This window comes from Mesorhizobium sp. L-8-3 (assembly GCF_016756615.1).
Taxonomy (GTDB): Bacteria; Pseudomonadota; Alphaproteobacteria; order Rhizobiales; family Rhizobiaceae.
This window is the reverse complement of the sequence record NZ_AP023262.1, coordinates 525554-550382: the sequence shown is the minus strand read 5'-3', so window position 1 is coordinate 550382 and position 24829 is coordinate 525554. Positions and strand designations below refer to the sequence as shown.

The following is a 24829-nucleotide window of genomic DNA, read 5'->3' as shown; positions in this document are numbered from 1 at the left end:
CCCTTATCGAACATGGTCCCGGTCCAGCCGCATGCCGCCTGTCCGGGCTGGAGTTTCGTTCCGTGCAAGCTAGACCATCAAACTTTTGCATGGCAATAGGAACTGAAGTCAGGGCTGCCTTGCAACCGAACAGGGGCTCTCGTCATGCTCCGGTCGGCGTCGATAGAAGCCATAGTCCGAACACCGTGTAGCCCATCATCAGCAGCGTCAGAGGCAGTTGGCTTATCGTCGCGATCCGCCCTTCCGGGTGCAGGCGGTACGCCATCATATGCGCCGCCAGGACGGCCAGCATATGCCCCAGCACGATCGCGCCGGCCTGCAGGTTCCAGATCAGCCTCGCCGCCTCGGGTCCCATGGTGACGCCGGTGAATATCTGCATCTGGGCGGTGCCGAACAGGTTCCAGCCTCGGGCGAAAGGGTCCGACAGGGCGACCATCGCATATTGGCCGTTGATCAGGAGCACGGTCAGATAGTGCGCGAAATGGTATGCGAGCGCGATAGGCACGATCGACCAGACGAGCAGGCCGGCCGCCACGACCAGCCGGTGCTTGCCGCGCGCCAGCCATTCGCCCAGCGCCACTGTCGCCAGGAAGACGGCGGACAGTGTTGCGAAACTGAGCAGCAGGCCGGCCGTATTGATGCCGGTCATCGCTGTGCGGCCGGGGAATTCGAGCGGATTGATGCCGTTGGCACCGAGCCACAGGAAGGTGCGCGACAGGCCGTCGAAGGACACCGACGCCAAGGTGAGGAGCAGGAACAGGATGCCACTGAGCGTCAGGGGCGCAGCGTAATTGAGCTTGGCGCCGGGCAGGCAGAGCGCGAACCACGACCGCCCGTCCTTGTCGGACCATTCCGTCACCGAGAAGCGGGCGATCAGGCTGAAGAAGGCGGAAAGGCATTCGCCATGACGGCTCCAGTTCGCATGGCCGAATGCCAGCATCGCGAGCAGGTTCGCCGTGAAATAGACGGTGGCGACGTCAGCCAGGCGAGCCGGGTCGTCAGGGGCCGGATCGATCAGCTCGAACCAGGCGAAGGCGAGGAACAGCAGGACGGCCGGCCAGTACCCGATCGCCGCGGGCAGGGGCAGAAAAGGCGCACCGTCGCGGCGGCCAAGAAGCCGCAGGACGATGCGATATGGTCCGTACCACGGGTTGAGCCATGACCAGGCATTGCCGAGCACGCCCTGGACGATGGTGAGCCCGACCCAGAGCAGGGTCCAGACGGTGAGCGGCAGGGGATTGGAGAGCGGATCGCGGCTTCCCCACCAACCCGCCAGGATGAGCGTCACGAAGACGGCGAAGGAAAACAGGCTGACGGCCGTTCGTCCCCGCGGCGCCAGGCCGGTGAAGAGCGTGAGCCGCCTTTCGGCCTGCCGCTCGACCGCGTCCGGCGGCAGCAGCACCAGCGCCAGGAAACTCGCCGCGACGGCGAGCGCGCCGCCGGCGAAATAGTGCCCGGTCGGCAGGAGCATGACGAAACCACGGTCCGACACATGCGCCGAGGCTTTGCCGCCGAGGCCGCCCAGCATGGCGGCCGCCGGGAACAGCAGCCGGCCCACCGTACTCCGGCGACGCCGTCCGTCGTCAGACATAGACCGCGTGCTCGACCCGATCCTCCTCGCCGAACAGCTTCAGATAGCGCTTGATCTCGCGTTTGTCCCCTGTGGCCTTGGCCGGGTTGTCGGAGAGCTTCACGGCCGGCCGGCCATTGGCGCTGGTCACCTTGCAGACCAGCGAGATGGCTTTGAGCCCGTCAGTATCGACCGGCGCGCAATCCTCGAAATCATTGGTCAGGTTGGTGCCCCAGCCGAAGCCCATGCGTACCTTGCCGCGGAAATGGCGGTAGGTGTCGATGATGGTTTCGACGTCGAGCCCGTCGGAGAAGATCAGCAGCTTCTGCTTGGGGTCGTAGCCGCGCTTGCGCCACCAGTCGATGATGCGCTCGCCGCCCTCGATCGGCGGCGCGCTGTCCGGGCGGAAGCCGGTCCACTGCGCCACCCAGTCGGGTGCGTTGCGCAGGAAGGCTGCCGTGCCGAAAGCATCAGGCAGCACGATCAGCAGGTTTCCGCCGTAATAGCGCTGCCAGTCCTGCAGCACCTTGTAGGGCGACTGGATCAGTTCCTCGTCGGTCCTCGCCAGCGCCGCGAGCACCATTGGCAGCTCATGCGCATTGGTGCCGAGCGCTTCGAGGTCGGTGTCCATGGCGAGCAGCACGTTGCTGGTGCCGGTGAAGGCGTCGCCGATGCCTTCCTTGAGCGCTTCGACGCACCATCGCTGCCACAGGAAGCTGTGGCGGCGGCGCGTGCCGAAATCCGAGATCTTGATGCCCGGCAGTGCCTTGAGCCGCTCGGTCTTGGCCCACATCCTGGCCTTGGCGCGCGCGTAAAGCACATCGAGCGCGAACGGACCGAAGGCCTTCATCGCGGAGCGCGAGCGCAGTTCGTTGATGATGGCGAGCGCCGGGATCTCCCAGAGCGTCGTGTACATCCAGGGCCCGCTGAATTCGAGCTCGTACTGGCCGTCCCGTTTCCTCAGCTCGTATTCGGGAAGCTGGAAATTTGCGAGCCAGGTCAGGAACTCCGGCTCGAAGATCTGCTTGCGCCCGTAGAAGGTGTTGCCGGCAAGCCAGATCATCTCCTTCTTGGAGAAACGCAGCGTTTGGGCATGGTCGAGCTGGGCGCGCAACTCGCCTTCGTCGATCTCGTCCGCCAGTCGCACCGAGGTGGTGCGGTTGATCAGCGAAAAGGTGGCGTCGACCTTGGGGTAGAGGCCCCAGATCATCTGCAGCATCAACAGCTTGTAGAAATCGGTGTCGAGCAGGCTGCGCACGATCGGATCGAGCTTCCAGGTGTGGTTGTAGACCCGCCGCGCAATGTCGGTTTTCGCCATGATATGCCTTTCACCGTCGCGGCCCGTCCGTCCGCCGCCCGCCTATAGCACCGAATCCGGGCGCAAGGCGCAACGGCGATTTATGCTGGCGCGATGAAATGTCCGGCTTGGCGTGATGGGGCATCACGGAAAATCGGTGTCGTCGGCAATCTCGTCCGGCCAGATCTGTGCTCCGTGGAGGACACGCAAGATGCGAATCCTGTCGGACGTCACGACATAGGCAGCGATGTAGGGCGTGCGAGGTACAACCATCTCGCGTGTTCCTGCGACCCGGCCGGGACGTCCGCTTTCGGGAAAATCGAGCAGGCGCCTCACCGCACGAGCGATTTGCTCGTCTACTCGAACCGCTGCCCTCGCATTGTCGGCTTCGATGTGGCCGAAGATTCTGACGCGATCCGTAACGGCAAATTGTGCCCAGACAAGCTTCACTGTTTGCCGGTCTTGCCCAAAGCGGCCAGCCGTCGGGCCACAAACTGCGTCTCCGCTTCGTCGTCGTCCACGTCCGGCCGCGCATCCTCAAGCGCCTGCAGGACCTTTGCGCGGAACCAGGCATCATGGGCCTCGCTGTTGGTGACGAGTTCGAGCGGCAAGGCGCCTTCGTTCGCGGTACGTGTCAGCAGAATGCGGACAGCATCGGAGACCGTGAGGCCCATGTTCTCGAGCACAGCCGTCGCGCGGTCCTTTATATCGGCGTCGATGCGTGTCTGGATCAGTGCGTTTGAAACCATCGTCATGTCTTTCTCGACACCGAATGTAATGCAATTGAATGACCGTTTCCAGCGACCTTCTCATCAGGCTGCGGGGAGGGTTGTGTCGGGTCTCACCCTCCGAAGGGAAGCGCGTCCGGTATCTCGAAACGTTCGGCCTTGCCGATGCGGATCATGTTGAGATCGGCCTCGCGGGTCCAGCTCAACGGCTCCTCTGCATCGGAGGTGTCGGCGCGGCCGTTCCGGAAGCTTATGACGCGCTCGCCGCCGTCGGGCCAGGTCACCGTCACGGTCGCCTCGCCATCGCTGCCGCGTTGCACGATAGCCGCGCACATGCTCATCGGCTTGCCGTAGTAGCGTGAGCAGGGGATCTCGGTCGTCGCGCCATCCGGGGCGAGCGGTGGAACTTCGGCGGGCATAGATGTCACTGCCGCCTGCTGCTCGGGTGTTTCGGTTGGACCCACCTCCGTGCCGGTGTCGGCCGCGCCGACGTCTGCCATGGGCACGTCAACCAGGTAGCGGGCGGGAGCCCAACCGGCCACCGAGGCATCCTCGGCCGATTCCACCTTGCACCACTTCACGCCGTTGGTTTCACTGCAGCCGTGATTGTGCAGCGCCGCGCCGTTCGGCAGGCGGCCGACGAGCTTGCCCGTGGCCGAGGCGGCCTCCCGGATGTTGAGCAGGTCGCCTTCGGCAATGCCCTGCACGACGAAGAAACCGCCTCCGGCGTCGGCCGGAGCAGCCGGGGACTCCGATACGGTCGGGGCGGCAGTGTCCTGAGCCAATGACGGACCGGCCGGAATCGAAAGAATGAGGGTCGCGAATGCCCCCAAAAATAGGTGGCGCATGGCAGTCCCCTTGCGAAACGGCAGCGAAGCTGCCGCCACTTTAAGTCAGCTTTTGGGCACTTCCGAGGGAAAAGGCGCGGCCGGATCCGGGATATTGACAGCGATAGAGCGTCCTTTGCGCGTCCAGGCTGACAGGCGGTGCTCTATGCTATCTCCTCCAGTACCTGTCTCAGCCGGGGGGCGAGCGGCTTTGGCCGGCGGCTCTGCCGGTCGACATAGACATGGATGAAGAACCCTTCGGCGGCGGCCTGCTCCTCGGCGTTGCGGAACAGCCCGACCTCGTATCGCACCGAGGAACTGCCGAGCTTCGCCACACGCAGTCCGGCGGTCACCACATCGGGGAAGGCGAGCTCGGAAAAATAGCGGCAGCCGGTCTCGACCACGAGGCCGATCTGGTCGCCGGCATGGATATCGAGCGCGTTTCGTTCGATGAGCCAGCCATTAACCGCCGTATCGAACAGCGAATAATGCACCACATTGTTCATGTGGCCGTAGATATCGTTGTCCATCCAGCGCGTGGTGATCGTGCGGAAGGTTCGATAGGCGCTTCTGGGCGACGGTTCGGGCCTGCTCATCAAAGCGCGGCCTTGTAGATGGCGAGCGCGTCTGTCTCCGTCACCGGACGCGGATTGTTGACGAGGAGCCGCGTCTGCTTCATCGCGTCGGCCGCCATGCCGGCGAGATCGTCGGCGCCGATGCCGACCTCGGCAAGGCGCGTCTGCATGCCGAGCCGCTTCGAAAGGCCAGCGAGTTCCTCGATGAAGGCGGCGCAGCGCCCCTGGTCGCCGTCTTCCCGCGACAGATGCGGGAAGGCGTCGGCCGCGATCTCGGCATAGAGATGCGCCGCGTCGGGCGCGTTGAAGCGCAGCACATGCGGCAGCACAAGCGCGTTGGAAAGCCCGTGGGGGACGTGGAACGTGCCGCCGATCGGATAGGCGAGCGCATGCACCGCGGCCACCGGCGAATTGGCGAAGGCCTGGCCGGCGAGCATCGAGCCCAGCAGCATGGCGCCGCGCGCCTCGATGTCGCCGCCTTCGAAGACGGCCTTCTCGATGTTGGCGCCAAGCAGCCGCAGGGCCTGGCGGGCGAGCATTTTCGACAACGGGTTGTTGTTGGGGCTCCGCGAGGCATAGGCCTCGATCGCGTGGACCATGGCGTCGACGCCGGTCGCGGCAGTGATCGCAGGCGGCAGGCCGAGCGTGAGGGCTGCATCGAGCACGGCGATGTCGGGCAGGATGACCGGGCTGGAGACGCCGCGCTTCTCGTCATCGCCGACGGTGATGATGGAGACCGGCGTCACCTCCGAGCCTGTCCCCGCCGTGGTCGGCACCAGCACCAACGGCAGCCGGGGGCCCTTGGCCTGGGCGACGCCCCAGGCCTGGTCGAGATCCTCGCCGGAACCGAGGAGCAGGGCTGCGAGCTTCGCCACGTCGAGCGACGAGCCGCCGCCGAAGCCGACGACGCCGGTTGCGCCCGCCGCACGACCGGCCTCCACCGCCTTCATCAGCGTTGCCCGCGAGGGATCCGCTTCGACGGCGTCGAACACCGCCGGCTTCCCGCCTTCCGCCTCCAGCGAGGCGAGTGCGGGTTCGCACAGGCCCAGCCGCCGAAGCCCGGGGTCGGTGACGAACAGGATCGAGGGTCCGAGGCGCCTCCCGGCCAGAGCGCCGAGCCGCGCGGAAGCTTCGGGTTCGAAGACGATCGATGGAGTCGTATTGAAGGTAAAGGGCGTCACCGGCTGTCTCCTCTTGCAGCTTCCTGCCAGTTAGCGCATCGGCCGGAAAATCGGAACGGCTTTTGGAACGCACGTCATGTGAAACAGATGTGTGAATTGCGGATGGTGGAGCGTTTCATCGGTTTCCAGGGCAACGTCTTGCGCGGCGGAAGTCCGACCGTACCAGCCCGCCTATTCCAGGCGTGGCGTCTGCTTGCGCGGCGTGGGCGCGCGCTTCTTGCGGATGGCGATCTGGCCCGCCAGCGGTGCTTCGATCGTGCCGGCCGCCACCTCTTTTTCGGCGAAGATCCAGTCGATGAAGGCCTTTACCACCGGCACGGAGCGCAGGTCGCTGCGGCACACCACATAGAAATCGTCTACGGCAGGCACGGAGAGGTTGAACGGGGACACAAGCTGGCCGCGCGCCAGCAAGGTGCTGGCCGTCACGGTGTCGCCCAGCGCCACCCCGTTGCCGTGCACGGCGGCCTCGACCGACAGGCGCGCATCGGCGAAATGATGTTCCTGGAACCGGCCGAGATCGAGCGCGTCGGCTGCAGCCAGCCAGGTGTGCCATTCGCGCCCGTCGTCGCCATGCAGGATCGTCTGGCCGGCGAGGTCGCGCACCGTTCGGATCGGCCGGTTGTTGATCAGCGTCGGACTGACGACCGGGAAGAGCTCCAGCTCGGACCATTTCTTCAGCCAGCAGTCGGTCCAGCTCCCGTTGCCATAGAGCACGCAGACATCGACGTCGGCGGATCTGATGTCGCCGGGATCGTTGGACGCGTTGAGCGTCAGCTGGATGCCCGGATAAAGGGCCGTGAAGGAGCCGAGCCGCGGGATCAGCCAGAAGGAGAGCAGCGCCGGCACGCAAGTGATGGTCAAGGCGCCGGAACTCACCGGCCGGCGCAGGCGCGCGGTGGCGGCCGCGATCCCGTCGAAGGCGCTCGACACGGCCGGCAGCAGTTCGGCGCCGTGCGGGCTGAGCTTCACCCTCTGCCCATGGCGCTCGAACAGCTGGACGTCGAGCGAGGCCTCCAGCGCCTTGATCTGGTGGCTCACCGCGCCATGTGTGACGTTCAGCTCGGCCGCCGCCTTGGACAGCGATCCATGACGGGCGGTGGCCTCGAAGGCGCGCAGTGGATTGAGCGGCGGCAGGCGTCTCGCCATTGTTACTATTTGTGAGATTTCCTCACAGATAACCCTATAACAATATCAATTGTCTTTTCAATATCGCTGCGGCATGAATCTGCGATCGCTGCTCGGCATCGGGAGGGTTCGAAGCATGACATGGGATCCCCGCAAGCTCGACGATCTGCGCCGCAAATTCGGCGAAGCCCATGGCGGAGAGGTTTTCGACCCCAGGTTCCGTCGTGTCGCGGACAAGATCTTCTCCAAGAGCGGAACCCGCCTGGCGCCCTATTCCGGTGTCCCCACCTTCCTGTCGGCGCCGTATCTGGCCGTCGATGCCGACAAGCCCGATTTCGGCGATCTCCAGGCCGCTATCGTCGGCGTGCCGATGGATCTCGGTGTGACCAACCGCAACGGCTCGCGCTTCGGCCCGCGCGCCCTGCGCGCCATCGAGCGTATCGGCCCCTACAATCACGTTCTCGACTGCGCGCCGACCCACGATCTGCGGGTCGCCGACATAGGCGACGTGCCGTTCGCCAGCCGTTTCCGCCTCGAACAGAGCCATGACGACATCGAGCGGCGCATCGCCCAGATCGTCGAGGCCGACGTCGTGCCGCTTTCGGTCGGCGGAGACCACTCGATCACCCATCCGATCCTCAAGGCCGTCGGCAGGCAGCGGCCGGTCGGCATGATCCATATCGACGCCCATTGCGACACCGCCGGGTCGTTCGATCAGACGAAGTTCCACCACGGTGGACCGTTCCGCAACGCCGTGCTGGACGGCGTCCTCGACCCCAGCCGCACCATCCAGATCGGTATCAGGGGCTCGTCGGAATATCTGTGGGAATTCAGCTACGAGTCCGGCATGACCGTGATCCATGCCGAGGAGATTTCCGGCCTCGGCATCGCGGCCGTCGTCGAGAAGGCCAGGCGCGTCGTCGGAGACGGGCCGACCTACCTGTCCTTCGACATCGACAGCCTCGATCCGGCCTTCGCGCCTGGAACCGGCACGCCCGAAGTCGGCGGACTCACCACGCGCGAGGCCCTGGAGATCCTGCGCGGCCTGAAGGGCGTCAACCTCGTCGGAGGGGATGTCGTCGAGGTCGCTCCGCAGTATGATGCCACGACGAATACGGCCCATGCCGGCGCCCAGGTGCTTTTCGAGATTTTGAGCCTGATGGTCTTCAGCCGCTTCGTGAACGGCGAACGCGGCTGACGTCACGTCCAAGAAAAAGAAAAAACGAAGCACGGGAACTGCCGGGCGTCCGGCATCAGTCAGAGGAGAAATAGATGAACAGGATCATCGATAGCAGGATCAGCCGCCGGACGGTGCTCGGCGCCGGTCTGGCGACCGCCGGCGTGCTCGCCATGCCGTCGGTGCTGCGTGCGCAGGACAAGTCGCTGAAGGTGGGCGTCTATGGCGGCTACTTCAAGGACTCCTTCGACAAGCACATCTTCCCGGAATTCACCAAGGCCACCGGCATCGCCGTGGAATCGGTGGCCGAACCGACCGGCGAGGCCTGGCTGGTCCAACTGGAGCAGGCCGCCAAGGCCGGGCAGGCGCCGGCCGACCTGTCGATGATGTCGCAGACCTCGACGCTCAAGGGGCAGGCGACCGAATTGTGGACGCCGCTCGACACGTCGAAATTCAAGCATTTCGACAGCCTGCTGCCGCAGTTCGTCAACAAATATCCCGATGGCCGCGTGGCCGGCATCGGGGCGGTGGCATGGTACATCACGCTCGTGACCAACACCGACGTCTTTCCGACCGCACCGGACTCCTGGGCCGCACTCTGGGATCCGGCCAATGCCGACAGGCTCGGCCTGCTCGCGCTCGCCTCGAATTCGTTCCTGCTCGAAGTGACCGCGACGACCTTCATGGGCGGCACCAACGCGCTCGACACCGAGGAGGGCCTCCTGAAGGCCTTCGAGAAGCTGGCGGAAGTCAAGCCGAATGTCCGTCTCTGGTATCGTGACGAGGCGCAGTTCGAGCAGGCGCTGAAGTCGGGCGAGATCCCGATGGGCCAGTATTACCACGACGTCACCGGCCTTGCCGCCAAGGACGGCCAGCCGGTCCGTTCGACCTTCCCCAAGGAGGGCGGCATACAGGATTCCGGCAACTGGGTCCTGTCGCGGGCGTCGAAGAAAATCGATGAGGCGCATGTCTTCATCGACTATATGAGCCAGCCGGCGGTGCAGGCCCTGATGTCGCGCAATGTCGGCACCGCTCCGACCCTGAAACGCGACGTGCTCGACCTCAGCGCCGAGGAATTCGCGTCCGTTTCCTCGGAGATCCCGCCGATCATTCCTCGCTATGACCTCTATACGAGCAAGGCGGACTGGATCAATCAGAAGTGGACCGAGCTTATCGTCGGCTGACGGGATCGACAGACGCGCATCCTTGAACGCCGCCGGGGCCGGCCCGGCGGCCGTGTGCAACGCTTTTGATCAGGCGGATGAGACATGTCGGGACTGACGCTAAGCGCCGTTACCAAGCAGTTCGGAACCTTCAATGCGGTCGATCATGTCGACCTTGCGGTACCTCACGGCACCTTCGTATGCCTGCTCGGCCCCTCGGGCTGCGGCAAGACCACCCTTCTGAGAATGATCGCCGGGCTCGAGGAGCCGACGGCGGGCACGGTCGTTCTCGACGGCCGGGACATCACGCCGGTTCCCACCCACAAGCGCGATCTCGGCATGGTGTTCCAGTCACTGGCGCTGTTTCCCCATCTCTCGGTCGGCGACAACATCTCCTATCCGCTGCGCATCCGCCGCGCGTCGCGTGACGAGCAGGCGAAGCGCGTGGAGGAACTCCTCAGGATGATCCATCTGCCCGGTTTCGCCGACCGGCCCGTGGCTAAGCTCTCGGGCGGGCAGCGCCAGCGCGTTGCGATTGCCCGGGCATTGGCGATCTCGCCGAAGCTTTTCCTTCTCGACGAACCGCTCTCGGCGCTGGACGCCAAGCTGCGCGAGTCCATGCAGGTCGAACTGCGCCAACTGCAGCAGAAGCTGGGGATCACCACGATCGTGGTCACCCACGACCAGCGTGAGGCCATGACCATGGCCGACCTCGTCGTCGTCATGGGCCAGGGCAGGATACGTCAGGCGGCCGCGCCGATCGAGATCTACCGCAAGCCCGCCGACACCTTCGTCGCCGACTTCATCGGCTCGACCAACCTGCTCGACGTCGAGGCGGATGGCGCCGGCCGCGCCTCCGTGCTCGGCCGCGTCGTTCCCGGCCTGGCGATGCCGGCTGGACTTGCCAGGGCGTCCGTCTCGATCCGGCCGGAAGACATCCGCATCACCGCCCCCGGCCAGGGCACCATCGACGGGACCGTCACCTTCGTGCGCGACCTCGGCGGTACCATCGAGACCTTCGTCGATGCCGCGGGCACGACGATCATTGCTGTTTCGACCCCGCGCGAGCGCCCCGAGGTGGTCGCCGGGCAGACGGTCGGCGTGCAGCTTCCGACCGAAAGCTGCGTGGTGCTGAAGCAATGAGACGCGAGGTCCCCAAGGCGCTTGCCGACTACACGCCGCTGGTCTTCCCGGGGCTGATGCTGACCGTCTTCTTCGTGGTCCCGTTCTCGATCATGATCGCGGTCAGTTTCTTCAAGCGCAATCCGTCGGGTTTCTACACGCCCGACTTCGTTTTCGACAACTACGCCCGCTTCCTGTCCACCTTCTTCGGCGGCGTGCTGGCCTTCTCGCTGATGCTGGCGATCGCCGTCGCGGTCGCCTGCGTGGTCATAGCCTTTCCCTTCACCTATCTCCTGACGAAGCAGTCGCGCCGCGTGCAGACCGTGTGGCTGGTCGGGCTCTTGTCGATCCTGTCGCTGTCCGAGGTCATCATCGGCTTCGCCTGGTCGACGCTGTTCTCGCGCACGGCAGGGATCACCAATCTGTTCGTCGCGCTCGGGCTGATGTCGGAGCCGAAGGCGCTGCTGCCGGGCTTCGGCGCGGTTCTGACCGGCATGGTCTACCAGGCATTGCCCTATACGATCCTCGTCCTCTATCCCGCCCTGGTGCGCCTCGACCCGACCTTGCTGGAGGCGGCCCGCACGCTCGGATCCTCGCCCCCGCGGGCCTTCGTCAACGTCGTCGTGCCGGCGCTGCGCAACACCATCGTCGCCACGCTCATCATGGTGTTCGTCTTCGCGCTTGGCTCCTATCTGTTGCCGCAGATCCTGGGCAGGCCGCAGCATTGGACCCTGTCCGTGCTCATAACCGATCAGGCGATCTACCAGTCCAACATGCCCTTCGCGGCGGCGATGGCGGTGTTCCTGGTGCTGATCTCGCTGGGGCTGGTCGGCCTCACCCTCCTCATCGGACGCAGGGAGCACGCCGCATGAGCCCGAGCTTCTTCCGCCGCCTCTATTTCACCGCCGTCGGGCTGTTCCTGGCCGCACCCATCATCGTCGTGCTCGGCGTCTCGGTGAACGAGAAGCAGGATCTGGCCTTCCCACCGAAAGGCTTCTCCCTCGCCTGGTACGGTCAGATCTTCCAGAATCCCGAATGGCGGAGCGCCTTGATCGCGTCGCTGCTCCTGGCGCTGACGGCCGCCGCGATCGCCGTCGCCATCGCCCTGCCGCTGGCCTGGTTCATGTGGCGGCGCATCGCGCCCTGGGCCAATGTCTTCCAGGTCCTGGGGCTCGCTCCCTTCATCCTTCCGCCCGTCATCACCGCCCTTGGCTTCCTGAGCTTCTGGGCGACGACCGGTTTCTACGGTCAGCCCTGGACGGCGGCGATCAGCCATTCGATCTTTTTCGTGACGCTGCCGCTGGTCACCTTGTCGCTCGGCTTTGCCTCCATCGACCGGTCGCTGGTCGAGGCGGCGTCGACCATGGGCGCCGACGACCGCACCGTGATGCGCACGGTGGTCCTGCCGTTGATCCTGCCCTACCTGGTTTCCGGCTACGCCTTCGCTTTCGTGCTGTCGCTCAACGAATATATCATCGCCTATATGACGGTCGGCTTCACCATGGAGACGCTGCCGATCAAAATCTTCAACGCGCTGCGCTACGGCTATACGCCGACCATGGCGTCGGTATCGGTGTTCTTCGTCGCAATCGCCGCGCTCGTCTTCGGCCTCATCGCCAGATTCGGCGACATCAGGCGGCTGTTGGGTGCGATGTCGTCGGACGGCAACTGATGCGCATCGCGGCCCTCCAGATGCAGGCGGCGGCCGGCGATCCGGCCGCCAATCTCGCGCGCATCGAAAAAGCCGCTGCCGAGGCGGCGGAAAAAGGCGCTTCGATCCTCGTCGCTCCGGAACTCGCCGTGACGGGCTACGGTTCGGGCGAGGCCATCCTCGACCTGGCCGAACCGGCTGACGGGCCGATGGCGGGGCGCCTGGGGGCGATCGCCCGCGCCGCCGGCGTCGCGATCGTGACCGGTTTTGCCGAGCGCGGCGGAAATGCGGTCTACAACAGCGCGCTTTTCGTCGATGGCGCCAGCCTGGCGGTCGTCTACCGCAAGTCGCATCTCTATGGCGACTACGAGCGCGCACTGTTCCGGCCGGAGAAGCCGAGCGCCGGCATCATAGAGCATGGCGGCCTGAAACTCGGCCTGCTGATCTGCTACGACGTCGAATTCCCGGAGAATGTAAGGCGTCTTGCGCAGGCCGGGGCCCAGGCTGTGCTCGTGCCGACGGCACTGCCGGCCAGCGACCATGCCGCCCTGATCGCCCAGAAGATGATCCCGGTCAGGGCCTTCGAGAACCAGATATTCGTCGCCTATGTGAACCATTGCGGCACAGACGAGCGTTTCGCCTATGCCGGCCTTTCGGGCATTGCGGCGCCCGACGGCAACCTGCTCGCCAAGGCCGGTGCCCGAAACGAGGCGCTCCTCCTCGCCAGGATCGAGCCGGAAGCCTATCGAGCCTCGGCTGCCGAGAACACCTATCTGGCCGATCTGAAGGTGTGATCGCGCCGGGCTTTCGGCAGCCTTGGGACATATCGGCGCTCACCGAGCGCTGAAGCCTCGCTTCTGCTGCCCATGTCAGACATCGTTTGAAGCGGCGCTACCGAAGACGGCGAAGACCGGTCGTGGGCTTCGAACATTATCTCCTGCGTCTCGCGCGGACAGGTCCGCAAGAACATCATGCGGCTCTGGCGGTGCCGGACAAGGGCCACCGTCACTGTACCGTCGCGCCGATGATCAGGGCGACCTCGTGGCACCAGCCGAACATTGCCGGGAAAGCGGTCGTCTGGCTACAGCCCGATAAACGCAGTAGCAGATCAAGCATTTGATATCCAATCGCTATCTTAGAAAATGACACCGTATCAATTTATATTGACATGGTGTCAAATATGTGGATTCATAGAGATGCGAACAGGATCAGTGATATGCCCGAACAAGCTTTCCAACCCCTGGCCGGCCTGCGGGGCGCGCAATGGAACGAGGATCGTCTTCCCGCAGACCTCGTTGCCACCGTGCACACGCTGACGACCGTCGATGGGGCCAACGCCACGGGCTATCTCTACCGCCGTGGCGGAGAGAGGGCAGTTTGCTGTCTGATGCATCCGCGGGAGATTCTGGCGACCCACTACCTCGTGCCGGAGCTTCTGGAAGCCGGAGCCGCCGTCTGGGTCCAGGGTTCCAGAAGCGCGGGCAACGACCTGCGTCTGGAGCACGAACTGGCGGTGCTCGACGTGGATGCGGGAACGGCGTTCCTCAGGGACGCTGGCTACGACCAGATCGCGCTGGTCGGAAATTCCGGCGGCGGCGGACTCTACGCCTACTATGCCGAACAAGCGAACCTGGCCTCTGCCGACCGTGAAACAAAGACGCCTGCTGGGCGGCCGGTGAAACTTGCCGACGCTCCAATGGCGCGCCCTGATCTCATGATTTTCGTGGCGCCGCATCCGGGGCAGGGATTGCTTCTGATGAATTCTCTCGACCCCTCTGTCACGGATGAAGACGACCCCCTGTCGCTCGATTCTTCACTCTTTCCGTTCGCGGCAGCCAACGGTTATGCGCCGGAAGGCGCGCGCTACGCGCCGGAATTCGTCGCCCGCTACCGCGCGGCACAGCGGGCGCGAGTCGAGCGGATCGACGCGAAAGCCCGCGAAATGGTCCGAGTACGCATGGCGGCGCGCAAGGCCGAAAGGGCTGGCTACTCGGACGAGATCACCCGGCTGACAGCCGGCTGGCAGCAGGTGTTCGAGGTGCCGCGAACCGACGCCGACCTCAGGAACTGGGATCTCGCGATCGACCCGACAGACAGGAGTTTCGGTTCGCTCTGGGGCCGCGACCCGTTCAAGACGAACATGAACGGCGTCGGCTTCGGCAAGGTCTGCACGCCCGAAAGCTGGCTTTCTACATGGTCCGGTCTCACTTCGAAGGCGGGCGTTCTGCGCTGCGCCCCGACCATCGAGCAGCCGACTTTCGTGATCCGCTATACCGCCGACGCCTGTGTATTCCCCGAGGAGTTGGAGGAAATCTTCGGCGCCTTCGCCGCAACCGACAAAGACCTCGCGGTGGTGCGCGGCACCCATCACGGCCAGCCCATCGCCGCGGGCGAACCGAGCGGTCAGGAGCTGGCGGGAAAGGCGATCCGTAGCTGGCTCAAAGACAGGCTGTTGACCTGACGAGGTCAGAGGGAGGAGAGCATGACATTCGCGCCCAAACATCCCATCGAAGGCGTGGTCTATCCCGATCCGGCGGATCTGGAACGCTGGTACGACGCAGGGGCGCTGAGCTTGGAATCGCTTGGCGACGGTTTCCGTACCGCCGCCCAGGCCCACCCGGACCGCGACGCGATCATCTGGCTCGAGGGCCATATCAGCTATCGCGAGCTGGATGAGACCACCGACAAGGTTGCGGCTGGTCTCCTGGGTCTGGGGCTTGCGCCCCTCGACCGCGTGGTGTTCCAACTGACCAACACACCGGAAACGCTGATCTCGTTTCTTGCCTGCTGGAAGGCCGGGATCATTCCCATCTGCACGCTCGCGGCTCACCGCGAAGCCGAAATCGGCTACCTCGGCTCTTTCGGTGGCGCGAAAGCGCACTTCATCGAAAGCGACGCTGCCAAGTTCGACTTCCACGCCTTCGCAAAGAAGATGCAGGGCGAGGTGCGGGGGCTGGAGTTGATCGTCTCGACCCGGGGGGAAGCGGGCAGGGGTGCCCTGTCTCTTGCCGATCTGATGGCAAGCGATCTGGAAGACGCCCGGCGCAGGCTCTCCAAGGTTCCCCAAGATCCCTGGCAAGTCGCGACCTTCCAGTTGTCAGGCGGCACGACGGGGGTGCCCAAGATCATTCCCCGGATCCACGCAGAGTACCTCTACAACATGCGTCAGGTCATGGCCTTCAAAGGCTGGACGGCCGAGGATCGTCTCTTCGTGCCGATGCCGTTTGCACACAACCTCAACATGGGCTGCGGGTGGGGCCCGTTCATCATGTCGGGCGGCACTGTGATCGCCACGCCGCGCGTCGATCAGGACGCGATGCGCGATGTGCACAACGCGCTGTCGCCCACGGTCATGGGCGCGGCAAAGCCCATCGTCATGCGGATGAAAGCCGAGATCGCCGAAGGCCGGATCCCGACGGGCAATCTGCGCGAGATTTTCTCCACCGACGCCGCCGAGATCGTCAGCAAGGACATGGGCGTGCCTGGTCATCACATCTTCGGAATGACTGAAGGGACGATCATGTTTACCCGCGAGGGCGACAGCGACTTCGTGCGGTTCGAGACATGCGGGACGCCGATCTCGGAGCACGACCAGGTACGGCTGCTCAAGCCTGGCGCCGAGGACGAGGTTCCGGTGGGCGAGATCGGCGAGTTGGCCGTCTTCGGCCCCTACACGATCCGCGGGTACTACAACGCTCCCGAGCGCAACGGCGAGACCTTTACCTCGGACGGCTTCTACCGTTCGGGGGATCTGATGATGTGCCATCTGATCGACGGCGTAAGATTCTACTCGTTCGAAGGTCGCCTCAAGGACGTGATCGACCGCGCGGGCGAAAAGGTGAATTGCGAGGAGGTCGAACGCGCCCTGATGGCACATCCGGCCTTCAGCGACGTCGCCGTCGTCGGTATGCCGTCGCCCACCCATGGCGAGCGCATCTGCCTCTACGCCGTAGCGCGGCCGGGCGCGACGCTGCCGGATGTCAAGGAACTGGGCGCGTTCCTCAAGGACGCGGGCCTCGCGATCTTCAAGTGGCCCGAGCGGATAGAGCGCATCGACGCGCTGCCGCTTACCAAGGTCGGCAAGCTCGACAAGGGCGCGCTCAGACAGCGGATCGCGGACACTCTCATGGCCGAGGAAGCTGCGGCAAACGGCTGAACCGCACCCATCGGCAAGGAGCACTGGCATGAAGATCAATATTCTTGGCGGCGGGCCGTCGGGACTCTATTTCGCCTATCTGGCGCGCAAGCAACTGGGCGACATCGAGATAAACGTCCACGAACGCAACGCGCCCGACGCGACCTTCGGTTTCGGCGTGGTCTTGGCGGGCGCTGGTCTCGCGCGGCTTCAGGCGGCGGATGGCGAGAGCTTCGACCGGCTTCAGGCAATCACCAAGGTTCTGGGCAACCAGGAGATCATCCTGAACGGCAAGCGTGTCTTGATCGAGGGGCCGGCCTACGGCGGCGCGGTCGAGCGGCTGACGCTCCTGAATATGCTGCAAGACATCTGCGCCGAAGCGGGCGTGAACGTCACACATCACGACGAGATCAACGATCCCCGCGTGCTGGAAGACGCCGACCTCGTAATCGGGGCGGACGGGGCGAATTCCACGCTGAGGCGCGCCCACGAGGCCGAGTTCGGCACATATGGCAGCCAGCTCTCCAACGCTTTCGCCTGGTATGGCGCCGAGCGGCTGCATGACCGGCCGACGCTCAGCTTCCGCAACGCCGGCGGCGGTGCCTTCTGTGCCCATTACTATCCCTACACCGACCGGATGTGCACCTTCGTGATGGAATGCGACCGGGCCGCCTGGGACGGCTGCGGATTTGCAGATATGGCCGACGATGAGCGCCAGGCATTCGTCGAGGACCTCTACGCCGAGGATCTTCAAGGCCAGTCGTTGATCTCGAACAAGTCCGAATGGCGGAACTTCCAGCCGGTCTGGAACGACAACTGGACCTTCGGCCATCGCGTGCTGATCGGTGACGCCGTCCGGCGCGCGCATTTCTCGATCGGCTCCGGCACCCGCATCGCGATGGAGGATTCGATCGCGCTGGTGAAGGCGCTCAAGCAGGAAGATGACACCGAGGCAGCGCTCGCCGCCTATGTTGCCGCCCGAAAACCAGCGGCCGACATCCTGATCGGCGCTGCGCGCGAAAGCTACACCTGGTACGAGGAGATGGGGCGGCACATGGCCGAAGCCAGATCGCCGCATGGCTTCGCCTTCACCTATCTCACGCGCACCAGCCGTGTCGATGCCACCCGTGTCGCGGCCGACCACCCGGATTTCATGGCAGCCTGCGAGGCCGAACGAGAAGGGATAGAGCAATGACCATCCCCTACGCGTTCTTTCCGCCGACCGAGGAAGTCATATCGGACGAGCCGCTGGTGCTCAGGCGCGTGGTTCGCTGGGGCGACTGCGACCCGGCCGGCGTCGTCTACACGCCGCGCTTTCTCGACTATGTCGTCTCGGCGCACGAAGCCTTCGTCAGCCTGATGCTTGGCGGGCCGATCCACGTGTTCAAGGACGAACTCGCGGTCGATTTCCCGGTGCGGGGCGTCGAGATCGACTTCCGCGAGCGTCTGCCACTCGACAGCCAATTCGACATGGAGGTGCGAGTGGGCGAGATCCGCACCCATACGTTCGATCTGCAGATCCGCGCCCACAAGCTGGAGGCCGAGGGCAAGCCCCAGGGTCCTCTGGCGTTCCTTGCACGGATCTCGCCCGTGACTGTCAGCCTTCAGACACGCGCCGCAGTAGCGCTGCCGCAGGGTCTCAAGAAGCGGGTGGCCGAATACGCCGCGGCACATCCTGCGCAGAAGGAGGAAAGCTGATGCGCGCCTATCGCGTGGGCCAGATCGTGCCCTCATCGAACATCACGATGGAAACCGAGATCCCTGCAATGCTGCGAGCACGCGAGACGATCCGACGGGAGAGGTTCACCTTCCACTCGAGCCGCATGCGTATGAAGAAAGTGACGCAAGAGGAGCTCACGGCGATGGACCGGGATTCGCTGCGCTGTGCGCGGGAGCTCGCCGACGCCGACGTGGACGTGATGGGGTATACATGTCTCGTCGCAATCATGAGCCAGGGCCTTGGCTATCACCGCGTGTCGAAATCCAATCTGGAGGGCGCTATCGCGAAAGAGGGCAAGGAGATTCCAGTCGTGTCCTCGGCCGGTGCGTTGGTGGAGGGGCTGAAGGAACTTCGCGCCAGGCGCGTCAGCCTGCTGATGCCCTACACGAAGCCGCTGGCCAACCGCGTCACTGACTACATCGCAAGCGAGGGCTTCGAGATCCATGACAGCCTGGCGCTGGAGATCGAGGACAATCTCGAGGTCGCCGCCCGCGACCCGATGGCCCTTGTCGAGGACGTCAAGCGACTCGATACGAACGGCGTCGACGCGGTGGTGCTGTCCTGCTGTGTGCAGATGCCGTCGCTGCCGGCGCTGGCACCCGTCGAGGCGCGCCTCGGTATCCCGGTCACCTCGGCTGCCGCGTGCACAGTCCGGGCGATGCTGACCGAATTGAACCTCGAGCCGGTAGCCCCTGCCGCCGGGGCAATCCTTGCGCCCGCACTACAGCCGGCCGTCTGAATTCAAAGCAAATCAAAGGCGCCGACGATCGGCGCAAACAACGGGAGGAGCCCAAATGAAGAACCTTGCAAAGCTGCTTGCCTGCACCGCACTCATCTCCATCGCCAACATGGCATCGGCTGAAACCACGGTGCGCATGCTGAAGACCTGGGATGAGCGCTATCCGGGTTCAGTCGTGATTTGTGACCGCTATGCGCAACTCCTGACCGAAGCCTCCGGGGGCGTGATCGTCGTTCAGATGTCAGGCCCCGAGACCATCCCGCCGCTGGAACAGCTCGAGCCCACGCAGAATGGTTTGTTTCAGGTGCTTTGTACGTATCCCGGCTTCCACACCGGTGCGGCAACCTTGCTGACAGGTTTGGAAAGCATCCGGCCCGATCCCGAGCGTTTCCGTTCCAGCGGCGCTATGGAGATAGTCCGTGAGACTTACGGCAAACTTGGCCTCTATGCCATTTCGGTACCGCTTGCCCATGGATACTGGATGTTTCTCAAGCACGGGCTGTCCGAGGCGGGTGACCTTGGCGGCATGCAGATCCGCGCCCTGCCGCCGCAGCACCCCTACATCACGGCAATCGGTGGTACACCAGTAGTGTTGCCCCCGCCGGAAATGTTCAGCGCCCTCGAACGGGGCGTCGTCGACGGAGCTATTTTCCCTGCCGCGGGCGCGACCGGCTATGGTTTTCCGGAGGTCACGAATCGATATTTCGACGCCGGGGTAACCTCTCCGCATGTGATCCTCGCCAATCAGGCTTTCTGGGATGGTCTATCCGAGGACATCCGTCAGACCTTTCTCGAGCAAGCGAAAATTCTCGAGGATGAGACCCCGCGGATCTACGACAAGCTTATCGCCGAAGAGCAGGAAAAGGTGGCCGGCGCAGGCATGGAACAACTCGCGCTGGACGACGAAGCTGCTTCCAAGCTTTCCAAGGCGATCGTCGAAGGTTCGTGGAGCTTCGCTGCAAGCCGGGACGCGGCGGCCGCGGAGCAACTTCGCGCCGCCATTGAGCAAGCGGACCTGCTGACCAAGTAGATCTGCGCGGCCGCCGGGCGGTGTCGTGCTGTCCGGCGGTGCAAGGGGAGGAAAGCAATGCTCTCATTGATCGGGAAAGCTCACGATCGCTCCAGCGAGATTGGCCTCTGGTTGGGCGTTGCGGCGCTCGCCGCCGTTGCCTTTCTTTCTTTCGTCGCCACCATGTCGCGCTACTTTCTGTCTGCGCCGATTGGTTGGGTGCCGGATTGGGCCGGCTATTTGCTCGCCGCTTCGGTCTTTGTCACCGCACCCGCCGTGACCCGACGCGGCCAACACGTCGCCATGGACATCCTGGCGACTTACCTTACGGCGCCCGCCGCTCAGCGGCTTCTCGCCAGTGTGGCCCTTGTTCTGACGCTGGCAATCCTCGCCACCATGAGCTGGGTCGTCTGGCAATCGCTCATCGCTGCCTATCGAGCCGGCACGTGGACGGCAGCTGGATACCCAATTCCGCGTTGGTGGCTTCTCGCTTTCGTTTTCTACGGATTTGCATCGTCCAGCGTGCACGTCCTGCGAATACTTTGCGAAGTTCTGGGCGGTAGGCCCGCCGACCTCGCCGTCCCTCACCCCGACCCGGAAGGATTCTGAACATGCCAATCTCGGCGGCTGGCGTTCTCCTTCTCACCCTTTTCTTTCTCGGGGTACCCGTCTTTGCGGCCTTCTTCGGCTTCAACATCCTTGCGGCGCTGATGCTCATGGGGCCGCAGATGCTGTCGATCTTCTCGGCCTCGATCCTTGATACCGTCACCACTTCCGAACTCGTTACCGTGCCGCTTTTCATCCTGCTCGGCGAGCTCTTGTTTCGCTCCGGCTGTATTACCATCCTGTTCGACTCGGTTGATGACATTGTCGGCCGCATCCGTGGGAGACAATATGTCATCATAGTCCTCATCTCGGTCCTGCTTGGGGCGCTCTCAGGTTCCGCCATTGCTGTCGCGGCAATGCTTGGCCGAACCGTTATGGCCGAGGGGATCGAACGCGGCGGCGACAAGAAGCTCTTGTCGGGCCTCGTACTTGGAGGTGCCTGCCTGGCTCCGATCATTCCACCAAGCTTCCTCGTGGTCTTGATCGGGATGCTATCCGGGACTTCGATCTCGGCCCTGCTCGCCGCCGGCGTGTTGCCCGGAATAGTCGCGGGTGGGCTGTTCTTCCTCTACGTTCAGGTGCTTCTCTGGCGCGATCCGTCGCGCGACATCACGCGTACAAGTGACAAGCCGCGTGGTCCGATGTGGAAGGCGATCCTGTCGCTTCTACCGTTCTCAATCGTGATTTTCGCGGTCCTCGGATTGATCCTGCTCGGCGTTGCCACGCCAAACGAGTCGGCAGCTTGTGGTGTCTTTGGTGCTCTCGCCGTTGCTGCGGTCTACCGCAAGCTCTCCACTTCAATGTTGATCGAGGCGCTCAAGGGCTCGATTCTGATGTCCTCGATGATCCTTCTGATCATGGCGGCATCGAAGATTCTGACGCAGCTCATGGCGTTCTCCGGCCTGACGAATGATCTCGTCGCTGTCTTCACCGCGCTCGACTTCCCGGCGGTGGCAGTGCTTGCAGTGCTGATGCTTATCCCCTTTGTTCTTTGCATGTTCCTTGATCAGATCGCGCTCATGCTGATCCTGATTCCGATCTACAAACCACTCTTGGACACTTTCGGCTTCGATCCCCTGGTGTTCTGGACACTGTTCCTGTTGAACCTTACGCTCGGAGCGATCACCCCGCCATTCGGCTATGCACTCTTCGCGCTTAGCGCCTCCAGTCCGCGCGAAATAGGTCTCAGAGATATCTATGCCGCGTCCTGGCCATTCATCGGGCTGATCGTTCTGACGCTCGTCCTGGTATGGGCGTTTCCGCTGCTGGCCACTTGGCTACCGTCGCGGCTATGATCGGCGCAGTGGTTCGAAATGATCGAGGAGCGCCTTGAGCCCAAGCTCGAAGGCATCGTCAGCGCGCACCCGGGCAAAGGCGCGCAGCCCGAACTCCAGCCCGGGCATCTCGCCCGGGCGATAGGCGTTGGCCCTTTCCGTGAGAAAACTCTCATGGGCTGCGGGCTCGAGTCGCGTATTCGCTGACGTGGCAGCTGATAAGCAATGAAGTGCCAGCGTGTGATAGAACACTGCGGCAGTTTCTGCATCGAAGCCTGCGTCGCGGAGCATCGAGAAGATCCGGTCGAGATACCGCGCCCCATAATCCGTCTCACCATCGCGTACTTTCTGGAACACTCGGAACCTCGCATGCCGTTGAATGTGCTCTGCCGCGCCGACATGGCCACGTTGGCAATTCATAAGCGTGCGGGCAAATAGTGTCAGATGCTCCCGCCATCCGAGGTTGCTTGGTAACTCATCGAGTCGGGCAAGAAGGCCCTTGTAGAAGCGATTTAGGATGGCAGAGGCGAGATCGTCCTTGGTGCCGATGTGGTAATGCAGCGCGCCAGGCTTCACGCCCAGTTCCCGGGCCATCTGAACGAACGAAACATTGTCGATCGATTGGGTTCGCGCCTGGTCGTATGCCAGGTCAACGATCATCTGGCGGTTTACCAGCCCTTCGCCTGCGTCACCGTTGGACCGGGGCCGGCCGCGGCCGCGCCTTTTTTCACGAACTGCGTTCATCTGCATTTTATTGCCATACTCACAATTTCCTTGGCAATCGGATTAAATTGAGATACTATCAATAAAGATCGGTAAGATCCACTCGCAAAGGGAGACACGGAATGTCAGAAAAACTGGGAACCCGTGACGACGCGTCGTCCGCAAGGAGTTTCAATGATGCGATGGGCGTCGGCACCGGTGACCTGACGGGAACCCGACATGCTTCCGAGGATGGTGTGCAGCTTGTGCTTCACGGCGTCGACCACACCGCGCGGCCGACATGGAAGCTGAACGAGACGGTGGAGTTCTATCGCGACATCCTCGGCCTGCCGCTCGTTCACGCGATCAGCGCGCGCGGTTGGGGACCGCCGGGCCATCATGACTTCCTGCATTTCTTCTTCGATGCCGGAAAGGGCGCAACGATCGCGTTCTTCTATTACATCGGCAGCGAGCGGCCCGAGAGATACGTGCCCGAAGAGCATCACTTCTACTTCGCGACCCATACGGCCTGGGCGGTGGAAACCGAGGACCAGCTCATCCAGTGGAAGGAGACGCTCGAAAACCGTGGCATCAAGGTTTCGCCCTATACGAAACACGAGATCCTCGAGTCGATCTACTTCACCGATCCCAACGGCTACCCGGTCGAGATCACCCGGCGGCTGAGGGAAACCGAGCTGATCGACGAGGTCGATGCGAGGTTGACGATTCAGGCCGCGCTGGAAATCGAGACCGAATCCCGCGAGGCCGGTCGCCTGATGCCGGACATCGACACAGTTTGGCGCCGCAAGGCCAAGCTGGTCGATGCCTACAGGGAGAGCGCCTGATGATCGAGGTTCATGTTATCGACGTACCTGAGTTTCGGCCGATGGTCGAAACTCAGCGCGACAATCCCGAGGTCACGATTTCGGGCCCGTTGAAGGGTTACTGGACGATCCAGGCACCCACCCAGCTCACCTTCTCCCGGAAGGCGATGATGATGAAGCCGGCTGTCTGGTACGGCATTTTCACAGGCGGGCTCAACGGCGAGATCGCCGAATGGGGGCGGGACGAGGTTCGCGTGATCGGAACGAACAGGCCGCTCTGAGACAAGGATCGTGCGACGCTCCGGACAACGCCGGAAGGCCAAGGCGGCAATCAGGCCCTGGCGCCGGGGCAGTCCGGTGTCGGACGGTCCCCTCGCACGCGAGACACTGCGCAGGAAGCGTAACTTGAAGGGAGGAAGTCGTGAAACAGCACTTCGAGGTGCCGACGCAGGAAGGTCCGTCTCAGGGATCGTCGGCCGCGCATCCGCCGGCTCCGCTCGGCAGCAGAGTCTGTTGATCGCCATTCACGGCGGAACATACAATAGTGCGTATTTCGATATTCCCGGGTCGTCGCTGATCGACCGGTCGATGGCCGCCGGGTTCGACATCGTCGCGCTGGATCGCCCCGGCTACGGGACGACCCGGCCCCTGGACGACGGGCCCGCGATGCTCGACCGCAATGCGACCCGGATCTCGGCCGTCTTGCCCGAATTGCTGCTCGGACTCGGCCTGCCGGCTGAGGGCATCGTGCTGATAGGGCATTCGATGGGCGGAGTGATTGCCTCGACCATCGCCGCAAGCCAGCCGAGCTGGACGCTGAAGGGTATCGCCGGGACCGGGTTCGCGCAGCATCTGCCTCGGCACCTTGCCGAGGGGTTCGCCGCTCTGCCTCAGCAGTATTCCGTCGAACTGCCGACGGAGATGAAGGATCAGCTTATGTTCGGCCCGCCGGATACGCTGGACGCGACCATGCCTGGCGCCAGCCATGCCGCGAACACGAGCATGCCTCGGGCTGAAGCAATCGACATTGCCTTCGAATGGGGCGGCCGCGCGCCGGGGATTCTGAAGGGGGTCACCGTGCCGGTCTATTACAAGCTTGCCGAGTTCGAGAAGCTTTGGGACATTGCCGATCGTGAAGCGTTCGCGGGGCTTTATTCGCACGCCCCCGGGGTCGAGACCGGCGTCTTCATCGGGGCCGGCCATTGTATCGACTTCCACAAACGGGGCGCGTCGTTCCACGACGAACTCCTGCGTTTCGCGGCCACGGTTTGACGAAGCTGGCCGCGGATCGCTGACGCCGAGGAAAGCCGATCGACCCGGTTGCGCGTCCCCGCATATCTTCTGCTGTTGTGCGGCCGGGGGGCCGTCGCAGGAATTCCCGAATGCATCGGTCCGTCGGCACGC

Annotated in this window: 26 protein-coding genes; 17 read left to right on the top strand and 9 right to left on the bottom strand. The window is 63.7% G+C overall.

Going from position 1 to position 24829, the window contains the following annotated elements:
• Window positions 1-142 precede the first annotated feature (142 nt).
• The 8 genes from JN302_RS02550 to gcvA form a co-directional block, all read right to left on the bottom strand.
• Window positions 143-1528 (bottom strand): hypothetical protein, encoded by a 1386-nt coding sequence (locus tag JN302_RS02550; RefSeq protein ID WP_202314477.1) that lies wholly within the window; start codon window positions 1526-1528, stop codon window positions 143-145.
• A 55-nt stretch (window positions 1529-1583) separates the two neighbouring features.
• Window positions 1584-2888: a nicotinate phosphoribosyltransferase gene (pncB, locus tag JN302_RS02545; protein WP_202309958.1), complete on the bottom strand. Its 1305-nt coding sequence runs from the start codon at window positions 2886-2888 to the stop codon at window positions 1584-1586.
• 123 nt (window positions 2889-3011) lie between these two features.
• Entirely contained in the window at window positions 3012-3317 is a 306-nt protein-coding gene (locus JN302_RS02540; RefSeq protein WP_202331551.1) for a type II toxin-antitoxin system RelE/ParE family toxin, read from the bottom strand.
• Entirely contained in the window at window positions 3314-3616 is a 303-nt protein-coding gene (locus JN302_RS02535) for a type II toxin-antitoxin system RelB/DinJ family antitoxin (RefSeq protein ID WP_202314476.1), read from the bottom strand. The genes JN302_RS02540 and JN302_RS02535 overlap by 4 nt, the downstream gene beginning before the upstream one ends.
• A 92-nt stretch (window positions 3617-3708) precedes the next feature.
• Window positions 3709-4482, bottom strand: coding sequence for an SH3 domain-containing protein (locus JN302_RS02530; protein WP_202309956.1), 774 nt, complete (start codon window positions 4480-4482; stop codon window positions 3709-3711).
• A gap of 104 nt (window positions 4483-4586) precedes the next feature.
• On the bottom strand, window positions 4587-5018 hold the full coding sequence (locus JN302_RS02525; protein WP_202309955.1) for an acyl-CoA thioesterase: 432 nt from the start codon (window positions 5016-5018) through the stop codon (window positions 4587-4589).
• Window positions 5018-6178 (bottom strand): iron-containing alcohol dehydrogenase, encoded by a 1161-nt coding sequence (locus JN302_RS02520; RefSeq protein ID WP_202331549.1) that lies wholly within the window; start codon window positions 6176-6178, stop codon window positions 5018-5020. Before JN302_RS02520 ends, JN302_RS02525 begins: the two co-directional genes overlap by 1 nt.
• A gap of 171 nt (window positions 6179-6349) precedes the next feature.
• Window positions 6350-7324: a transcriptional regulator GcvA gene (gene gcvA, locus JN302_RS02515; RefSeq protein ID WP_202309953.1), complete on the bottom strand. Its 975-nt coding sequence runs from the start codon at window positions 7322-7324 to the stop codon at window positions 6350-6352.
• 115 nt (window positions 7325-7439) lie between these two features.
• On the opposite strand from gcvA, the gene speB reads away from it, so the two are divergent.
• From speB to JN302_RS02445, 14 genes are all read left to right on the top strand, one after another.
• On the top strand, window positions 7440-8501 hold the full coding sequence (speB, locus tag JN302_RS02510; protein ID WP_202331547.1) for an agmatinase: 1062 nt from the start codon (window positions 7440-7442) through the stop codon (window positions 8499-8501).
• A 74-nt stretch (window positions 8502-8575) separates the two neighbouring features.
• Window positions 8576-9664, top strand: a complete 1089-nt coding sequence (locus JN302_RS02505) for an ABC transporter substrate-binding protein (RefSeq protein WP_202331545.1) — start codon at window positions 8576-8578, stop codon at window positions 9662-9664.
• Between the two features lie 84 nt (window positions 9665-9748).
• A complete protein-coding gene (locus JN302_RS02500) occupies window positions 9749-10786 on the top strand; it encodes an ABC transporter ATP-binding protein (RefSeq protein ID WP_202331543.1) in 1038 nt (345 codons plus the stop codon).
• On the top strand, window positions 10783-11637 hold the full coding sequence (locus JN302_RS02495; RefSeq protein ID WP_202331541.1) for an ABC transporter permease: 855 nt from the start codon (window positions 10783-10785) through the stop codon (window positions 11635-11637). The genes JN302_RS02500 and JN302_RS02495 overlap by 4 nt, the downstream gene beginning before the upstream one ends.
• Window positions 11634-12437, top strand: a complete 804-nt coding sequence (locus tag JN302_RS02490; protein ID WP_202309948.1) for an ABC transporter permease — start codon at window positions 11634-11636, stop codon at window positions 12435-12437. Before JN302_RS02495 ends, JN302_RS02490 begins: the two co-directional genes overlap by 4 nt.
• On the top strand, window positions 12434-13210 hold the full coding sequence (locus JN302_RS02485) for a carbon-nitrogen hydrolase family protein (RefSeq protein WP_202334160.1): 777 nt from the start codon (window positions 12434-12436) through the stop codon (window positions 13208-13210). Before JN302_RS02490 ends, JN302_RS02485 begins: the two co-directional genes overlap by 4 nt.
• Window positions 13211-13632: 422 nt before the next feature.
• Window positions 13633-14877, top strand: a complete 1245-nt coding sequence (locus tag JN302_RS02480; protein ID WP_202331539.1) for a hypothetical protein — start codon at window positions 13633-13635, stop codon at window positions 14875-14877.
• 21 nt (window positions 14878-14898) lie between these two features.
• Window positions 14899-16572, top strand: a complete 1674-nt coding sequence (locus tag JN302_RS02475) for an AMP-binding protein (protein ID WP_202331537.1) — start codon at window positions 14899-14901, stop codon at window positions 16570-16572.
• Window positions 16573-16600: 28 nt separating this feature from the next.
• On the top strand, window positions 16601-17746 hold the full coding sequence (locus JN302_RS02470; protein WP_202309945.1) for an FAD-dependent monooxygenase: 1146 nt from the start codon (window positions 16601-16603) through the stop codon (window positions 17744-17746).
• The gene (locus JN302_RS02465; protein WP_202331535.1) at window positions 17743-18249 is read left to right on the top strand and encodes an acyl-CoA thioesterase; all 507 of its coding nucleotides are present in this window, start codon (window positions 17743-17745) and stop codon (window positions 18247-18249) included. Before JN302_RS02470 ends, JN302_RS02465 begins: the two co-directional genes overlap by 4 nt.
• The gene (locus JN302_RS02460) at window positions 18246-19010 is read left to right on the top strand and encodes a maleate cis-trans isomerase family protein (protein WP_274609271.1); all 765 of its coding nucleotides are present in this window, start codon (window positions 18246-18248) and stop codon (window positions 19008-19010) included. Before JN302_RS02465 ends, JN302_RS02460 begins: the two co-directional genes overlap by 4 nt.
• 55 nt (window positions 19011-19065) lie before the next feature.
• Window positions 19066-20040 carry a TRAP transporter substrate-binding protein gene (locus JN302_RS02455; RefSeq protein WP_202331533.1) on the top strand — a complete coding sequence of 325 codons (975 nt, stop codon included), beginning with the start codon at window positions 19066-19068 and terminating at the stop codon, window positions 20038-20040.
• Window positions 20041-20097: 57 nt separating this feature from the next.
• Window positions 20098-20628, top strand: coding sequence for a TRAP transporter small permease (locus JN302_RS02450; RefSeq protein ID WP_202309942.1), 531 nt, complete (start codon window positions 20098-20100; stop codon window positions 20626-20628).
• 2 nt (window positions 20629-20630) lie between these two features.
• The gene (locus tag JN302_RS02445) at window positions 20631-21920 is read left to right on the top strand and encodes a TRAP transporter large permease (RefSeq protein WP_202331531.1); all 1290 of its coding nucleotides are present in this window, start codon (window positions 20631-20633) and stop codon (window positions 21918-21920) included.
• Here the strand turns inward: JN302_RS02445 and JN302_RS02440 are convergent.
• Entirely contained in the window at window positions 21915-22649 is a 735-nt protein-coding gene (locus tag JN302_RS02440; protein WP_202331529.1) for a TetR/AcrR family transcriptional regulator, read from the bottom strand. The two genes, JN302_RS02445 and JN302_RS02440, sit on opposite strands and share 6 nt — an antisense overlap.
• A gap of 95 nt (window positions 22650-22744) precedes the next feature.
• Here JN302_RS02440 and JN302_RS02435 point away from each other — a divergent pair, with 95 nt between their 5' ends.
• From JN302_RS02435 to JN302_RS02425, 3 genes are all read left to right on the top strand, one after another.
• On the top strand, window positions 22745-23446 hold the full coding sequence (locus JN302_RS02435; RefSeq protein ID WP_202331527.1) for a VOC family protein: 702 nt from the start codon (window positions 22745-22747) through the stop codon (window positions 23444-23446).
• Window positions 23446-23706 carry a hypothetical protein gene (locus JN302_RS02430; protein WP_202331525.1) on the top strand — a complete coding sequence of 87 codons (261 nt, stop codon included), beginning with the start codon at window positions 23446-23448 and terminating at the stop codon, window positions 23704-23706. Before JN302_RS02435 ends, JN302_RS02430 begins: the two co-directional genes overlap by 1 nt.
• A 232-nt stretch (window positions 23707-23938) precedes the next feature.
• Window positions 23939-24697 carry an alpha/beta hydrolase gene (locus JN302_RS02425; RefSeq protein WP_202331523.1) on the top strand — a complete coding sequence of 253 codons (759 nt, stop codon included), beginning with the start codon at window positions 23939-23941 and terminating at the stop codon, window positions 24695-24697.
• Window positions 24698-24829 lie beyond the last annotated feature (132 nt).

Bases quoted from the DNA above. Each gene is read 5' to 3' on its own strand.
- JN302_RS02480 (WP_202331539.1), top strand. From the start codon at position 13,633: ATGCCCGAACAAGCTTTCCAACCCCTGGCCGGCCTGCGGGGCGCGCAA.
- JN302_RS02430 (WP_202331525.1), top strand. From the start codon at position 23,446: ATGATCGAGGTTCATGTTATCGACGTACCTGAGTTTCGGCCGATGGTC.
- JN302_RS02505 (WP_202331545.1), top strand. From the start codon at position 8,576: ATGAACAGGATCATCGATAGCAGGATCAGCCGCCGGACGGTGCTCGGC.
- JN302_RS02455 (WP_202331533.1), top strand. From the start codon at position 19,066: ATGAAGAACCTTGCAAAGCTGCTTGCCTGCACCGCACTCATCTCCATC.
- JN302_RS02490 (WP_202309948.1), top strand. From the start codon at position 11,634: ATGAGCCCGAGCTTCTTCCGCCGCCTCTATTTCACCGCCGTCGGGCTG.
- JN302_RS02500 (WP_202331543.1), top strand. From the start codon at position 9,749: ATGTCGGGACTGACGCTAAGCGCCGTTACCAAGCAGTTCGGAACCTTC.
- JN302_RS02475 (WP_202331537.1), top strand. From the start codon at position 14,899: ATGACATTCGCGCCCAAACATCCCATCGAAGGCGTGGTCTATCCCGAT.
- JN302_RS02465 (WP_202331535.1), top strand. From the start codon at position 17,743: ATGACCATCCCCTACGCGTTCTTTCCGCCGACCGAGGAAGTCATATCG.
- JN302_RS02550 (WP_202314477.1), bottom strand. From the start codon at position 1,528: ATGCTGGGCGGCCTCGGCGGCAAAGCCTCGGCGCATGTGTCGGACCGT.
- gcvA (WP_202309953.1), bottom strand. From the start codon at position 7,324: ATGGCGAGACGCCTGCCGCCGCTCAATCCACTGCGCGCCTTCGAGGCC.
- pncB (WP_202309958.1), bottom strand. From the start codon at position 2,888: ATGGCGAAAACCGACATTGCGCGGCGGGTCTACAACCACACCTGGAAG.
- JN302_RS02495 (WP_202331541.1), top strand. From the start codon at position 10,783: ATGAGACGCGAGGTCCCCAAGGCGCTTGCCGACTACACGCCGCTGGTC.
- JN302_RS02435 (WP_202331527.1), top strand. From the start codon at position 22,745: ATGTCAGAAAAACTGGGAACCCGTGACGACGCGTCGTCCGCAAGGAGT.
- JN302_RS02470 (WP_202309945.1), top strand. From the start codon at position 16,601: ATGAAGATCAATATTCTTGGCGGCGGGCCGTCGGGACTCTATTTCGCC.
- JN302_RS02450 (WP_202309942.1), top strand. From the start codon at position 20,098: ATGCTCTCATTGATCGGGAAAGCTCACGATCGCTCCAGCGAGATTGGC.
- JN302_RS02535 (WP_202314476.1), bottom strand. From the start codon at position 3,616: ATGGTTTCAAACGCACTGATCCAGACACGCATCGACGCCGATATAAAG.
- JN302_RS02445 (WP_202331531.1), top strand. From the start codon at position 20,631: ATGCCAATCTCGGCGGCTGGCGTTCTCCTTCTCACCCTTTTCTTTCTC.
- speB (WP_202331547.1), top strand. From the start codon at position 7,440: ATGACATGGGATCCCCGCAAGCTCGACGATCTGCGCCGCAAATTCGGC.
- JN302_RS02525 (WP_202309955.1), bottom strand. From the start codon at position 5,018: ATGAGCAGGCCCGAACCGTCGCCCAGAAGCGCCTATCGAACCTTCCGC.
- JN302_RS02440 (WP_202331529.1), bottom strand. From the start codon at position 22,649: ATGCAGATGAACGCAGTTCGTGAAAAAAGGCGCGGCCGCGGCCGGCCC.